We start from the raw sequence: 15,249 nt of genomic DNA, 5'->3' as shown, positions 1-15,249 counted from the left end.
TACGTGTCGCAAAATAATCCTAGCCTCAGGAATTGTTTCCTAGTAAAGGATAGTCTTTGATATCTGTAGAATTGTAAAGTAAAGGGGGAAAGACAATGCTGAGTGTTAGATTACTAGAAATGCGAGACATAGAACTTTTAAAAAACATATGTACGAATCAATCCTCTGAGAACAAACACGGGAAAGATGAAATACTCAACTTGTCCTATATGAAAAAATACATCGAGAGATGGGGCAGGAAGGGGATCGAGCCAGTATTGCAAAGCGGGAAAATACACAAATAGGTGCCAAATGATATGACTTTTCGATGAGATAAACAAAAGCTATGGCCTTGTGGAAAGCAATAACTCAGAACTTGGAATTGCAGGTATCGAAGATTGCACGTGGAATAGGAGCGGTGGAGACTCTTATGAACAGATCCTTGAACAAGCTATATTGGATGGATATACTTCATTGTCATTCAGCGTTGATCCTATAATATTTCTGCTGTCAAGTTTTATGAAAAGCTGGGTTTTCGGGATTGGGGAACTTCCGGTACTTCATGTACAATGATTTTGCATATGAACAAATAGGAGTATAAAGATGAGTAAAACCAGCCCACTCATAAATAAGCGCAAGGGAAATATTCTTTTAATAAAAATTGCATAACAGCAATTTGTAATAAAAATTATTTGAATTTTCGGTATTTAATGGTAGGATATTACGTAAATCGAAACATATATTAAAACAAAACTTGAAAATTTTTGTGTTTTAGCTAACACAAAACAGGGGGAGAAAACGGATGGAAAAGTTGTTTGCCAAGCTTGAAGAATTAACTGATGAAATTGTAACCCTTAGAAGATATTTACATGAAAACCCTGAGTTGTCCTTTCAGGAAGTCGAAACACCGAAATTTATTGCAGCCTATCACGAAGCGCTGGGGCATGAAGTGAGAACCGGAGTTGGCAGAAGGGGAGTCGTCGCAGTGCTAAAGGGCGGCAAGACAGGCAAGACAGTCGCGTTGAGAGCTGATTTTGATGCATTGCCGATACAGGAAGAAAATGAAGTGGAATATAAATCGAAAGTACCTGGAGTCATGCACGCCTGCGGGCATGATGGACATACAGCTTCACTTTTAGGGCTTGCGAAAGCATTGAACAGCATGAAGGATGATTTGGAAGGTACTGTTGTGTTCATCCATCAACATGCCGAAGAAGTGGTTCCGGGTGGAGCGGTTGCGATGATTGAAGATGGATGCCTTGATGGAGTGGATGTGATCTATGGAACTCATCTTTCCTCAGGAATCCCTGTTGGAGAAATTGCCTATCGGGTCGGCCCGACAATGGCAGCAGCTGATTGCTTTGAGATTACCATAGAGGGACAGGGAGGACATGGGGCACAACCGCACTTGACGAAGGATGCTCTTGTAACGGCAGCTCAACTGGTAGTGAACCTTCAGCAAATCGTCAGCCGCCGTGTGAATCCATTATCTCCCGCCGTTGTTTCAGTTGGTTCATTCGAAGCTAAAAATGCATTTAATGTCATTGCAGATAAAGCGGAATTAAAAGGTACTGTCAGGACATTCAGCGAAGATACAAGAGACCTGATCGAGAAGGAAATTGAAGCTGTTATAAAAGCCACCGTAGCAGCAAACGGGTCTAATTATCAATATTCCTATACAAGGGGATATCCTGCACTGGTAAACCATAAGGAAGATACTGAATTTGTTGCTGGGCTTGCTAAGGATGTACCAGGGGTAACAAATGTAAGGGAAGAGGAGCCGCATATGGGTGGAGAAGACTTTGCATACTACCTCCAGCACGTACCGGGAACATTTTTCTTTACTGGTGCTGAAATAGCAGGACGGGAAGTCACATATCCTCACCATCATCCTAAATTTGACATTGACGAACGAGCATTGATCATTGCGGCAAAAACATTGGGAGCTGCTACTGTAAAATATCTGCAGGAACAAAGTACAATTACTGCTGAACCAGCCGCTTTAGTATAACACCAAAACAAGCACAGGTATAAGACCTGTGCTTGTTGTTTGCTACATTTTCAGACGATTTTACACCCTTTCGAACATTAATTTATTAATATACTAAAATTTCCAATAAATATTGACACCCTTAAACTCACAGGAATACAATTAAATTAGTTATTAGTGAGTTAGCCAAAATGGCTAGCGAGAAAATAATTTATTCCGAGGCTGCCTATGAGTCAAAAAATTCAAATCGGTAAAATAGCCATCCTGCTAGCCTCCTTGTCAGAGGATGAATTTCAGCCCTTTCAATCCTTACTCAAGCATACTACTTATTGTCAGGGAAAGGTTGGCTCTATGAATATGCAAAAGGTTATTTCTTCCGTGGAAACAGCAGCAAAGCGGACTGGTTTAATCGATGAACAACTTTATAGGGAAACGCATGCTCTGTACCACGCCATCCTCGAAGCAATAGAAGGCGTAACAAGGGGACAGACAGCAATCGGAGAAATGATGCGGACAGTCGGGCTAAGATTTGCCATTGTAAGAGGGCTTCCATATGAAAGTGTAACAGAAGGGGAATGGATTGCCGTAGCATTCTATGGGACGATTGGAGCGCCGGTAAAGGGCCTGGAACATGAAACCATTGGATTGGGAATTAATCATATCTAACTATATATAATGGACATTGCCTATAGCTATAAGTCAAATAGGAGGCGATGATGGTGTCTTATGCCGTCGTCGCCTCCTTTTATTTTGCCGTTATCACAAAACATAAAAAGGGAGGAATAACATATGGTGGAATTGAATGGCCATTCCCTGACATTAGATCAAATAAATAATATTTGCCTTCAAGGAGAATTAGTATCCATTTCGCCAGAAAGTATGAAAAAGGTAATTGAAAGCCGGGCAGCAGTTGAACAAATAGTCTTGGATAAACGTACAGTATACGGAATCAATACAGGTTTTGGCAAATTCAGCGATGTGATGATTGATTCTCAGGATGTGCATAACCTGCAAATTAACCTGATTCGATCGCACGCTTGTGGAGTTGGCGAGGCTTTTCCGGAACATGTTTCGAGGACCATGGTATTGTTGCGCCTAAATGCGTTGTTAAAGGGGTTTTCCGGCGTTCGCCCCGAGATTGTCGAAGGATTGGCTTCATTACTGAACCTTCGTATCCATCCGGTCATTCCGCAACAAGGGTCACTTGGAGCATCTGGGGACCTGGCACCTCTATCACATCTGGCACTTGCTTTGATGGGTGAGGGAAAAGTATTCCATCTCGGGGAAATCTGTAAAACGTCGGAAGCATTTATAAAAGAAGGCATTCAGCCAGTTGTGTTACAGGCAAAAGAGGGCCTTGCGCTGATAAATGGTACCCAGGCAATGACGGCAGTAGGTGTTATGAATTGGCTGGAAGCATACAATCTTGCACTTCAATCGGAATGGATTTCCTCCATCACAATAGAAGGCCTGGAGGGGATTATTGATGCCTTTCATCCAGCAATTCATGATGCACGCGGATATCAAGAGCAGGCGGATGTAGCGGAACGTATCAGGACCATTCTGCAGGGGAGTAAGCTTGTTACAAGTCAGGGTGAAAAAAGGGTGCAGGATGCATATTCAATCCGTTGTATTCCCCAGGTTCATGGAGCATCCTTTCAGGCATTGGATTATGTTAAGGAAAAGCTGGAGATTGAAGTGAACGCCGCTACAGACAACCCTTTAATATTTAATGGCGGCGAAACAGTGATCTCCGGAGGGAACTTCCACGGACAGCCAATTGCGATTGCAATGGATTTCATGAAGATTGCTGTAGCAGAGCTTGCAAGCATCTCAGAACGAAGGATTGAAAGGCTGGTTAACCCACAGTTGAATGATTTGCCTCCGTTTCTAAGTTCCCAGCCAGGATTACAGTCAGGAGCAATGATCATGCAGTATTGTGCAGCGTCACTGGTTTCTGAAAATAAGACGCTTGCACATCCAGCCAGTGTCGATTCCATTCCATCATCAGCAAATCAGGAGGACCATGTAAGTATGGGTACTATAGCTGCACGGCATGCAGCCATGATCATTCAGAACGCACGCAGGGTCTTGGCGATTGAATGTATATGTGCTCTGGAAGCAGTCCGATACAGGGGAATAGAAAAAATGGCCCCCAAAACAAGGCAATTTTATCATGAAGCTAGAAAGATTGTAGCCCAGATTCAAGAAGACCGGGTATTTTCAGAGGATATAGAAAATATGGCTGAATGGCTAAAAGGGACGGGCGAACATATTTCAGGGATGAATGAAAAGGACGGTGCTGCATTATAATTTCAGTTCAGCTAATCAATTATATCGGTCTACATTTTCCTGATTGTATATAAAAAGGGATTATGTTTTAATTTATATAACAAAATGATTGTGACGGAACCGGGGGTAAGGATTTGCCAATTGTGACTGACGAGTATAAAGAGAAAAAGAAAAAAGAAATACTTGCAAGTGCACGTGCCTGCTTTGCCAGAAAAGGGTTTGAGTCCTCCACCATGGACGATATCGTAGCCCAATCCGGCATCAGTAAAGGAGCCATCTATAACTATTTCAAAAGCAAGGATGAAATTTATCTAGAGCTAATGTCTGTTGATACCAATGAAGCATATGCATATATTAGCCAGTCTATTTCAAGGATTACTTCTACAATGGCCAAGATTGAATTCCTGTTTGATGAATACCTTTCATTTAACCCTGCCGACGAAGAAGCGAAAGGCAAAAATATTGTGCACACAGAATTCAAGCTTCATTCATCAAGGAAAGAACATTTAAATAGAATTATGAATACACGGCGTAAAAAGTTTTTTGTCGATTTTGTTGCTTCTATTTTGAAAGAAGGGCAGGAGCATGGAGAGATCCAAATGGATATAGATCCTGAACTATTTTCAAACTTGTTCTGGAGTATGATTGACGGAGCGGTCCTTCAAACGGTTTACCCTGATTTTCCATATAAAAAAGTATTGCAGGAGATTAAAAATCTTTTCACAGACAAAGTCAGAATATGAGACCATGAGGGATGCTGATAAATTTCTTTTGAAACTTTATCAACATCCTTTTCTTCTGTGTATTATAAAAATCGTACTTTGCATGTATTCTAAATACCAGATAAATTATTTGAAATATCTTTAAATATTGAAAATTATATATACTTCCTTTAAAATAGACCATAGAGTCTATTTTATTTTTACAAAACTTCCAAAGACATGCTTTACATATAGAAAAATACATTTTAAAGGTGGGGAAGAAATGAGTGTTGCTGCAGAAAGTAATTTGCAAGAAGCGGTCAGCAGCTTTAAAGAGCTGGATGAGAGAATATCACATTTAAACGATATTTTGTCTTTAATAAGCTGGGATCAAAAGACAATGGCCCCGAAGAAGGGCAGACAGCTTTTTTCCGGGGCGATAGGAACCCTGTCAACGGAAATATTTAAATTAATCACATCCAAAGAAATGAATCATTTGCTTAGTGTGCTAACTAGCGCTGAAGCACAAGATCATCTGGATGCTGCGACAAAAGCAGCCGTTAGGGAAAGGGCCGCAGAAAACAGGAAACTAACAAGTATACCTGAGGCGGAATACAAAAATTTCGTTATTCTTACGGCTAACGCAAATTCTGTATGGGAAGAAGCAAAGGAGAAAGGACAATTCTCCATTTATGAGGAGACTCTTGAAAAAATAGTTTCAACTGTTCAAAAATTTGCTGAGTATTACGGATATCAAGGACATCCTTATGATGCATTGCTTGAGGAATATGAGCCAGGATTGACTGTGGAAATCCTAGATCCTCTGTTTGCGGATTTGCGGGAGAAAAGCATTCAATTACTTAATAGAATTAAGACGGCATCTGATGTTCCTGAGAGCAATTTTTTAAATAAGGAATTCAGCATAGATAAACAGAAGGCTTTTAACCGTTACATATTGCCGAAAATCGGTTTTGACATGGAAGCGGGAAGGCTTGATGAAACTGTCCATCCATTTGCACAGCAGGTAAATACAGGCGATGTCAGAATCACTACTCGCTACAACAAAGATAATCTACGGAGTGCCATTTTTGGTACGATCCATGAAGCAGGACATGGAATGTATGAACAAGGGGTCGATCCGGATTATGAAGGGACTGCAATCCGCGGTGGGACATCTTTTGGCATTCATGAATCGCAGTCCAGATTTTACGAGAATTTTGTCGGGAGAAGCGTGGATTTTTGGAAATACTTTTTTCACGATTTAAAGGAGCATTTCCCGGAAGAATTATCAGATGTATCGCTTGAACAATTTTATCGTGGAGTGAATACAGTTGAGCCATCCTTCATTCGAGTCGAGGCAGATGAACTGACATATAATCTTCACATTATGCTTAGATACGAAATCGAAAAAGGATTGATCGAAGGGTCTATTGCGGTAAAGGACCTGCCGGAAGTATGGAACAGCAAAATGAAGGAATACCTTGGCATCACTCCTCCAAACGATAGCCTTGGTGTACTTCAGGATATACATTGGTCTTTTGGGGGATTTGGTTATTTCCCTTCATATTCATTAGGAAATCTTTATGCTGCACAAATATACTATACTATGAAAAAAGAAATCGCAGATTTTGACTCAGTCATTAAACAAGGGGAATTCAGAGTGATTCGTGAATGGCTTCGTAAACGTATTCACCAGCACGGGAAACTATACAAACCAAACGAACTCATTAAGAAGGTAACAGGCGAAGCTTTAAATGCTAATTATTTAGTAAGATACCTGGAGGAAAAATACACAAAGGTATATAACTTGTCTAATAAGATGTGAAAAAAGGAGCTCTCTCCTATATTAATGCAGAGAGCTCCTCTTTTTTATTTATACTCCGTCTTGCAACCTTGTAGTGAATCTGAACTTTCTCTTTTTATGCATATGAATCTCATGTTTTATTGCATGTAACTAAGTGTGAGGTTTTAACTTGTTTTTTCAGGGGACTTGCCTAAAGGCAGCATCGTTACACCGTTCAAGGAATTGGCCTGGCTTTTCTTTAGTTATATCGGAAATTATTGTAATTTGATGTAAAGGCAAACAAAGATAAGTTCCTGAAGCATTGCCGGTATATATTTGATTCTTATGCTTTGTAGGTTTAAGATTTATTTATACTCTTCCAGTTTTTGAGCGAAAGGATGATAACATATGATAAATAAGCTGCCTCCAGGCCAGTTCGAAACTGATACATGGCCGATTCTTCACCAGGGAGATGTACCACAATTTGATGAAGAGACTTGGAATTTCAGACTTTTTGGGGATGTAAAAGAGGAGAAAACCTTGACTTACCATCAAGTAATGGATCTCCCAAAAACCATTTCAACCATCGATATGCATTGCGTTACTACCTGGTCCAAATTTGGCACTAGCTTTGAAGGGATTGCTTTAAAGGAATTCCTCAAATTTGTTGAATTGAAAAATGAAGTTAAGTACATACAAATTTATGGTTATTATGGCGGAGACCGTTTTGGTTATTCGGCAAATCTTCCTTTGGAGCCATTAATGTGCGATGATGCTTTATTTGTATACCGCTGGAAGGATCACTCACATGATTGGAGCGTGATATCCCCAAAACACGGGTATCCCCTAAGGTTCATTCCACCTGAGTCCTTTTATCTGTGGAAGGGGACTAAATGGGTGTCAGGCATTCGCTTCATGACAAATGATGAGGCAGGCTTTTGGGAAGAGCTGGGGTATTCGATGACTGCCAATCCTTTTAAAGAGGAACGGTATAGGTAAAGAGGGGGAGTTGTTTTCTCAAAATTTCTACCTAGATCAAATTAAATGATGAAAAGCCACTTTCAAAACGTAAAGTGGCTTTTGATTTCACAAAATAAGGACATTTGCTAAAACGAACTACAGTTTGCAACCCCCTAAGCCGATTAACAAAATGCCTGCTGGCAGAATGATTAATAATGTATTGTTTATATCTTAAGGCTGTAACACAGGGGCAACAGACCTTTAAAGATTCTAGATGATAACGCTTATTTGTACTTAACAACTTTAAATTTAGCAGTAATGGCTAATATCCCTTTCGATAATCAACTACATTTACTTTTAAACCAGTCCCAGAAATATATGACTTTAAATTAGGCAGAAAAATCTGATCAAGGACCCTTTGGTCATAAAATTCAGTCGAACCGGCCGTATGCGGTGTAATGATGACATTATCCATATTCCAAAGAGGACTTTCTGCTTGCAGTGGCTCTGTTTCAAATACGTCAAGACCTGCTCCTGCAATTTCACCATCATTCAGTGCTTGAATCAGTTCAGGTTCGTTTACAATTTCTCCACGGCCTATATTAATAAGAAAAGAAGAAGTTTTCATAAGCTTAAATTCTTCGGAACCGAAAAGATGATGTGTCTCAGTTGTCAAGGGAAGAGTAATAACGACATAATCACATTGCGGAAGAATAGTGTGTAATTCTTTATTCGTGTACATTTCATCTACAAATTGTTCAGGCTTCCCAGAGTGGCGAGTTCCGAGAACCCTCATGCCGAATGCCTTTGCGATTTTTGCCGTTTCTTTCCCGATTGCTCCAACTCCAATAATGCCGATTGTCTTGTTGTGGATTTCCTGGTTCATATGTTCATGGTGCCAGGTTTTTGTAGCTTGATTTCTAATATAACTATAAATTTTCCTTGTTAACGCAAGCATGAGCCCGAAAATTGTTTCAGAAATCGGAAAAGCATGTACGCCACTGGCGGTAGAAATGGAAATACCTTTTTCTTCGAAATATCTAAGAGGCAGACTGTTAACTCCTGCGCTCCATGCCTGAATCCAGCGCAAAGCTGGGGAGTCTTCGGAAATATATTCTTCCATCATTTTTTTCCACCCGGCTATGATTTCAGCCTCATGCAAGCGGTCCTGCCATGCCTCTTGTTTCCTTCCCGTCAGGACAGTCCATCCAGGGGCTGTCTGTTCGATTTTTCTTATGTATTCCTGCGAAATATTTTGGGCAATGATCATTAATTTTTGTTCCATCCCAAGCCTCCTATAATTTAATATAACTGAAAAAATGCCCCGTGATAAAAGGCATAAACTACACGGGGCAAAGCCTTTTATTTTTCCTTAACCAAAATCTTGCTATCTAAAAGGGGCGCTTGGCGATGCTTTGTGGCCTGTTCATAAGCATACCCAATTTCAATAAGTTTCCCTTCTTCATAAGCTTTTGCAGTAAAAGTCACTCCCAGAGGTTTGCCTTCTGAAGTATATCCTCCCGGAACTGTTATGGATGGATAACCTGCCTTTGCTGGAATTCCAGCGCCAATATTGTTAGGAAACAAAATGGCATCCAGCTGATAATCATCCATTACAGCATCAATTCCATTTATTGTAGAATGATAAATATCCTTTTCACGGCTATTTATGTAATCAGGCTCCGTCAACGTGCCGCTCGTTGCTTCACTCTGGATAAGGAGAGTCTGGCCATAAGATAGCATTTCCTTCGGTCTTTCTAAATTAAATACAATAACATCCTTTAAACTGGAAACAGGAACATTGGCAGGCGTATTTCCGAGATAGGCATTCAAGGCATTCTTAAATTCATAAATAAGAGTGTTATAATCCCATTCTTCCTTCTCAGAAGGTATATTTATAGATTCTATCACTGTAGCGCCTTGCTCCTTCAGTACTGAAATTGCTTGTTCCATCAACAATTTTTCCTCGTCATTTAAATAGTTATAATACGGATTTTTGGCAACACCTATGATCTTTCCCTTTAGTGCATTTTCATTAAGAAACTGAGTATACTGCATGCCATGGTTGGGATTGGCATGGGTTGCGGGATCCCGAGCGTCCTTATCTGTAAGGACTGATAAAAGTAAGGCTGAGTCTGCAACAGTCCTCGCCATAGGGCCGGCAGTATCCTGGCTATGTGAAATGGGGATGATACCTCTCCTGCTTATCAATCCAACCGTCGGCTTGATTCCCACGATTGAATTAGAGCTGGCTGGACTTAATATCGACCCGGAAGTTTCGGTTCCTATAGCGGCTGCAGCAAAGTTTGAAGCAATGGAGGCGCCGGAACCGCTGCTGGAGCCACCTACATCAAAAAGGCCGGGGCCATATGGATTCTTTACCTGACCGCCGCGGGAACTATACCCGCTTGGCATTCCATCAGTCATGAAATTTGCCCATTCCGTCATGTTAGCCTTACCGAGTATAATGGCTCCAGCCTGTCGAAGTTGCTTCGCTACAAAGGAATCTTCTGCTGCCACATTTTCAGCCAGCGCTAAGGAACCGGCACTAGTATGAAGCTTATCGTAAGTATCAATATTATCTTTAAGCAAAACGGGAATCCCATACAATGGACCGCATGTACCAGATTGTTTCCTTTCTGCATCCAAAGCTTCCGCGATCTGTACTGCATCCGGATTTAGCTCCAGTACTGAATTGATGGATTTATCATAGCGAGCTATTCGGGCCATATACATTAGCACCAAATCTTTAGATGTAACCTCCCCGTTTGCAAGGGCCTGCTGTAAATCTGCTATTGACTTTTCAGGAAGCCAATTCTCCGATAATTCATCCAATCTAGGATTATACAAATCAATTCCCCCAATAAAAAACTAAACTCTTTTGTATTATAGTATAATAATAACATTCTGAATATTCAAATGCTCCATGATGTACGAATAAATATAAAGGAGGTCAAAATGAATTGGTATAACGAGGTTTTATCGAGGAAGGAGAATTTACTTAAAGACTTATTCGGATTATTAAGAATTGCAAGCGTCAAGGATGAAAGTTCCAAAACCGAACAATATCCAATGGGAAAAGAAGTGGGAAGGTCACTGGATTATATGCTGACGATTGCAAAGAATTCCGGATTTACGACGAAGAATCTGCAAGGATTCGCCGGTTTTGCGCAATATGGCCAAAATGCTGACAGTGGCTATATTGGAGTTTTGTGTCACTTAGATGTCATGCCAACAGCGGGAGAGTGGACAAGCCCTCCATTTGAACCTGTGATAAGAGACGGAAAACTCTTCGCGAGAGGGGCTATCGATGACAAAGGACCGACACTTGCTGCTTATTACGGCTTGAAAATTGTGAAAGAAATGAGGCTCCCACTTAAACGGAACGTCCGGGTTATCTTTGGGACTGACGAGGAGAGCGGAATGAGCTGCATGAAACATTATCAAAATGTCGAACCAATGCCTGTGATCGGTTTTGCACCTGATGCCGTTTTTCCAATTATTAATGCGGAAAAAGGACAAATCAATGTACAATTGTCTCGTAAGGCGACTTCAGCCAAAAAAGACCGGGCAAAACTAGGTTTGTCCAGCTTTACGGCCGGCGTACGGCTAAATATGGTACCGGACAACGCTACAGCGGTAATAAAAGGAGGAGCCGAACTGTTGCTGCAGGATTTTAAAGAATTTTGCGAGGACCGGAAAATTGCCTATTACTCCACACAGGCAGGTGAGACATTTAGTTTAACTGTCCTAGGAAGGTCAGCACACGGAATGGAACCTCAAATAGGGATAAATGCAGGGACATTACTTGCACTTTTCCTAAAAGAGTATGATTTTGAAGCTGACGCAAACTCCTTTTTAGCTTATGCAGCACTGATGCATGAAGACTTCAATGGGAACTTGCTTAATATCTCTTTCAGCGATTCAATTTCCGGCCCCTTGACAGTAAATCCTGGATTATTTTCTTTTAAAGAGAAGGAAGAGGGCAGTTTACATTTAAACATTCGATGTCCCGTTTCCACGGATTTTCAAGAAACGATCAAAAAACTTGAGAAAAAAAGCCAGGAACACGGTTTTGCAATTTCAGCACTAAGGCAATCTGCACCCCATCACGTGGAGGCCCAACACCCGATGGTAAAAACTCTTCAAAAGGTATATGAAGAAGAAACAAACGAACCTGCTCAGCTTCTTTCCACAGGTGGAGCTACCTATGCAAGATTTATGAAAAAGGGAGTGGCTTTTGGAGCATGCTTTCCGGGGAAAGAAATGACAGCTCATCAAAAGGATGAGTATATAGAAGTGGAAGACTTATTAAAAGCTACAGCCATTTATGCCCGGGCTATTTATGAATTGGCAAATTTAGAGCTGGGCACTGAGATCTAGGCAGAAAGAAAGTCCATACACAAGGCATGGACTTTCTGCGGTTATTTTATCACCGGTTGGCCGCCTGCAAAGTCAGGCTGGCCGCCGTCTTTCTATTTAAACCTAAAAGTAAATATCCTCAAAATTTTTTGGTATCCGTCCCGTCCTCCAAATAAAACGATTGTCGACAAGGGTACCTCTTGTAATCCAGACAAATTTTCTTTTTGATGGTTTCGATACATTATATGAAGTCGCTGCAAAACTCATGTTTTTCAGTCCCTTCTAAATGTATATTTGCTTTGCTTTATCCTATCAGCGAGTTGCACCTTTTGCAATCATACATATCTGCTGTCAGCCAATACAAAATCTGAAGTCGCTGTTAAATCCTCCAATTTGACCAGTCCCTTCCGAAGTGCATTGAACCCAAAGCTGATTGACTGGAACACGATTGCCATATCAGGCCCTTACACTAAGTCCATCGATTGGTGACCAATGTGCCTTTCGTCAAGAAAACATAGGTGCTGTCAGCCAATACAAAATCTGAAGTCGCTGTTAAATTCTCCAATTTGACCAGTCCCTTCCGAAGTGCATTGAACCCAAAGCTGATCGACTGGAACACGATTGCCATATCAGGCCCTTACACTAAGTCCATCGATTGGTGACCAATGTGCCTTGTGTCAAGTAAACATAGGTGCTGTCAGCCAATACAAAATCTGAAGTCGCTGTTAAATTCTCCAATTTGACCAGTCCCTTCATTTTTTAGTATTGTCTTACACTCTTTGTATTCCCTGTGATTTATTATAAAAACCAAATTTTCTGAAATAAAATATGGATCGTGTACCATTTATATCCATCACAATAAATTAAACCATTGGGAAGAGGGATGTTATTTTCTCATAAAAAATAGACAGCGATTAACGCTGCCTATCGTTCTTATTTACTAATAAATTGCTGTGTCCAATAATAACCGTATGAACCGCCTTTTGCATAGCCTACACCGATATAAGTATAGTTTTTGCTAAGGATGTTAGCTTTGTGGCCAGGGCTTTGCATCCAGGAAGTCATTACTTCCTGCGCTGTAACTTGTCCGGCCGCGATATTCTCACCCGCGTATTTATAATTTATGCCAAAGGAAGTCATCATTTCAAAAGGGCTGCCATAAGTCGGACTATTATGATCAAAGTAATTCTTATCACGCATTTCCTCTGATTTCGCTTTTGCCACTACAGCAAGCTGCGTATCAGCCTTCAAATCAGGTAGGCCAACCTTGGCGCGTTCCTTGTTAACAAGGCTGACTACCTGTGAAGTTAAGCTTTGAGTCTGGGTAGTATTCGTAGGTATATTGATAAATTGGCCAACCTGAATTATATTTGGGTTGGATATTTGGGGATTGGCTTTAACTAATGCCGTATAGCTTACCTGATTCTTTGCGGCAATCTTCCACATTGTATCCCCACTGATCACCTTATATGTAGTTGCTCCCAGCGCCGCTCCAGGAAATAGTAAAGTAAGAGTAAGAACTGCTGCTGCAATTGCTTTTTTCAAAGACTGTCTCCTCCTTTAAAATTAATAGTAGTATTTGTCGAAATCTATTATCCTATAAAAAAGAAGGGAGAGTACATGGCCAAATAATGGAATTTGGGCGAAGTTGGAATTAAAAAGGGAAATGAATCATTTCCCCTTAAAATATTATTGTTTATTGCCAGCAATTTCCGATACGATTTCGAAGGAACGCAGCCGATCAAAATGGTCAAATATTTGGGCGGTAACCATCATTTCATCTGCCTGTGTTTCATCAAGAAATGCTTGCAGCATATTCTCTACAGTTTCCTTGCTGCCAATGATGGTAGAACCTAATTGCTGCTCCAGGGCTGCTTTTTCGTAAGGAGTCCAAATATGCTCCATACTGTCAACCGGCGGCTGCAACAAACCTGGCTTGTTTCTGATTAAGTTGAGGAATTGCTGCTGTAAAGACGTTGCAAGACGTTCTGCTTTTTCGTCTGTTTCAGCTGCGATAACATTCAAACAAACAAGAGCATATGGCTTATCAAGAACTTCTGACGGACGGAAACTTCTCCGGTATGCATTAAGGGCCGGCAATGTATTATTAGGTGAAAAATGGCTCGCAAAGGCGAACGGCAATCCAAGCATACCTGCCAATTGTGCACTGAATGTACTGGATCCCAACAACCAGACAGGAATATTCAATCCCTCTCCAGGAACAGCTCTTACATACATTTTTTCTTGAGATAAGGCTGGATTAAAATACGTGCGCAATTCATGCAAAAGCTGAGGGAAATCTTCTCCATGGCTTCTAATATCCCTTCTCAGCGCATGTGCAGTAAGCTGATCCGATCCTGGAGCACGTCCCAACCCTAAATCAATTCGGCCAGGATATAAAGATTCCAATGTCCCGAATTGTTCTGCTATTACTAAAGGAGCGTGGTTAGGGAGCATAATTCCGCCTGATCCGACTCGAATTTTAGATGTTCCGCCAGCGACGTGCCCAATTACAACAGAGGTAGCTGAACTTGCAATTCCCTTCATATTATGATGTTCTGCAACCCAAAACCTGTTATAACCCCATTTTTCGGCATGCTGTGCAATGTCGAGAGTATTCCTCAGCGCATCAGCAGGGGTGCTTCCAGCTACCACTGGTGCAAGATCAAGGACAGAAAAAGGTATATCCCTAAGATATTTCTTCTCTTGTTTATTTGCGTATTCACTAGACATATATTCATCTTCTTTCCGTTTAATTAAATGTTTCTTATCTTTTACAAACGCCAAGCAAAATATAGTTTTTTTATTGAATGCTCAATTAAAGTTACGCCCAGTATAAGACGAGAAAAATTTTATCACTTTAGTTTACAGTCAACAAGAAATCTGTTTGGGGGAGGAGATAGGGTACTAACTGAATACAAATTACCCGCAAAAAAAACTGACATGAAGCCCGGCGGTTGGCGACAGCAAAGGTGGAGGAATGGAAGAATTTCTAGCCCCTTTTGTCATTTTTAAAATAGCCGATGCAATGTACGATCATTACATTCGAAAACCTTTTAATGGCAGTAAAGGGCGAGAAAACTCCTGCAGGAGCAGGGGCAGGGGAGACCCCAAAAAAAGCGATGTGCCTGGAGCGCGAATCAACAGACTTCATTGACAGGCAAAATAAAAAGAAGACTGTA

Annotated in this window: 13 protein-coding genes; 8 read left to right on the top strand and 5 right to left on the bottom strand. The window is 40.9% G+C overall.

Annotated elements, in window-relative coordinates:
* Positions 1-95: 95 nt before the first annotated feature.
* The 7 genes from V1500_RS12925 (at position 96) to V1500_RS12895 (ending at position 7,744) form a co-directional block, all read left to right on the top strand.
* Positions 96-284, top strand: coding sequence for a hypothetical protein (locus V1500_RS12925; RefSeq protein ID WP_409299766.1), 189 nt, complete (start codon positions 96-98; stop codon positions 282-284).
* A gap of 497 nt (positions 285-781) precedes the next feature.
* Positions 782-1,990 carry a M20 family metallopeptidase gene (locus V1500_RS12920; protein WP_409299765.1) on the top strand — a complete coding sequence of 403 codons (1,209 nt, stop codon included), beginning with the start codon at positions 782-784 and terminating at the stop codon, positions 1,988-1,990.
* Positions 1,991-2,197: 207 nt separating this feature from the next.
* Positions 2,198-2,635 carry a hut operon transcriptional regulator HutP gene (gene hutP / locus V1500_RS12915; RefSeq protein ID WP_409299763.1) on the top strand — a complete coding sequence of 146 codons (438 nt, stop codon included), beginning with the start codon at positions 2,198-2,200 and terminating at the stop codon, positions 2,633-2,635.
* A 123-nt stretch (positions 2,636-2,758) separates the two neighbouring features.
* Positions 2,759-4,282, top strand: a complete 1,524-nt coding sequence (gene hutH, locus V1500_RS12910) for a histidine ammonia-lyase (protein WP_409299761.1) — start codon at positions 2,759-2,761, stop codon at positions 4,280-4,282.
* 122 nt (positions 4,283-4,404) lie between these two features.
* On the top strand, positions 4,405-5,004 hold the full coding sequence (locus tag V1500_RS12905; RefSeq protein ID WP_409305978.1) for a TetR/AcrR family transcriptional regulator: 600 nt from the start codon (positions 4,405-4,407) through the stop codon (positions 5,002-5,004).
* A 241-nt stretch (positions 5,005-5,245) separates the two neighbouring features.
* Entirely contained in the window at positions 5,246-6,787 is a 1,542-nt protein-coding gene (locus V1500_RS12900) for a carboxypeptidase M32 (protein ID WP_409299759.1), read from the top strand.
* 366 nt (positions 6,788-7,153) lie between these two features.
* Entirely contained in the window at positions 7,154-7,744 is a 591-nt protein-coding gene (locus tag V1500_RS12895; RefSeq protein WP_409299758.1) for a molybdopterin-dependent oxidoreductase, read from the top strand.
* Between the two features lie 283 nt (positions 7,745-8,027).
* On the opposite strand, the gene V1500_RS12890 is transcribed toward V1500_RS12895, so the two are convergent.
* Both V1500_RS12890 and V1500_RS12885 read right to left on the bottom strand, forming a co-directional pair.
* Positions 8,028-8,990 carry a D-2-hydroxyacid dehydrogenase gene (locus tag V1500_RS12890; RefSeq protein ID WP_409299756.1) on the bottom strand — a complete coding sequence of 321 codons (963 nt, stop codon included), beginning with the start codon at positions 8,988-8,990 and terminating at the stop codon, positions 8,028-8,030.
* Between the two features lie 77 nt (positions 8,991-9,067).
* Positions 9,068-10,555, bottom strand: coding sequence for an amidase family protein (locus V1500_RS12885; RefSeq protein WP_409299754.1), 1,488 nt, complete (start codon positions 10,553-10,555; stop codon positions 9,068-9,070).
* A gap of 108 nt (positions 10,556-10,663) precedes the next feature.
* Between V1500_RS12885 and pepV the strand changes: the two genes are divergently transcribed.
* The gene (gene pepV / locus V1500_RS12880) at positions 10,664-12,088 is read left to right on the top strand and encodes a dipeptidase PepV (RefSeq protein WP_409299752.1); all 1,425 of its coding nucleotides are present in this window, start codon (positions 10,664-10,666) and stop codon (positions 12,086-12,088) included.
* 448 nt (positions 12,089-12,536) lie between these two features.
* Here pepV and V1500_RS12875 read toward each other — a convergent pair whose 3' ends face one another.
* The 3 genes from V1500_RS12875 to V1500_RS12865 all read right to left on the bottom strand — a co-directional run bounded on the left by V1500_RS12875 (position 12,537) and on the right by V1500_RS12865 (position 14,800).
* A complete protein-coding gene (locus V1500_RS12875; protein ID WP_409299751.1) occupies positions 12,537-12,695 on the bottom strand; it encodes a hypothetical protein in 159 nt (52 codons plus the stop codon).
* Positions 12,696-13,000: 305 nt separating this feature from the next.
* Positions 13,001-13,612 carry a CAP domain-containing protein gene (locus V1500_RS12870; protein ID WP_409299749.1) on the bottom strand — a complete coding sequence of 204 codons (612 nt, stop codon included), beginning with the start codon at positions 13,610-13,612 and terminating at the stop codon, positions 13,001-13,003.
* A gap of 144 nt (positions 13,613-13,756) precedes the next feature.
* Positions 13,757-14,800 (bottom strand): LLM class flavin-dependent oxidoreductase, encoded by a 1,044-nt coding sequence (locus tag V1500_RS12865; RefSeq protein WP_409299747.1) that lies wholly within the window; start codon positions 14,798-14,800, stop codon positions 13,757-13,759.
* Positions 14,801-15,249 lie beyond the last annotated feature (449 nt).

Origin of the sequence: Peribacillus sedimenti, assembly GCF_046237635.1 — a bacterium.
Classification (GTDB): Bacteria; Bacillota; Bacilli; order Bacillales; family DSM-1321; genus Peribacillus; species Peribacillus sedimenti.
Note: the sequence above shows the minus strand (reverse complement) of the source record. Positions and strands in the feature narration are given on the sequence as shown.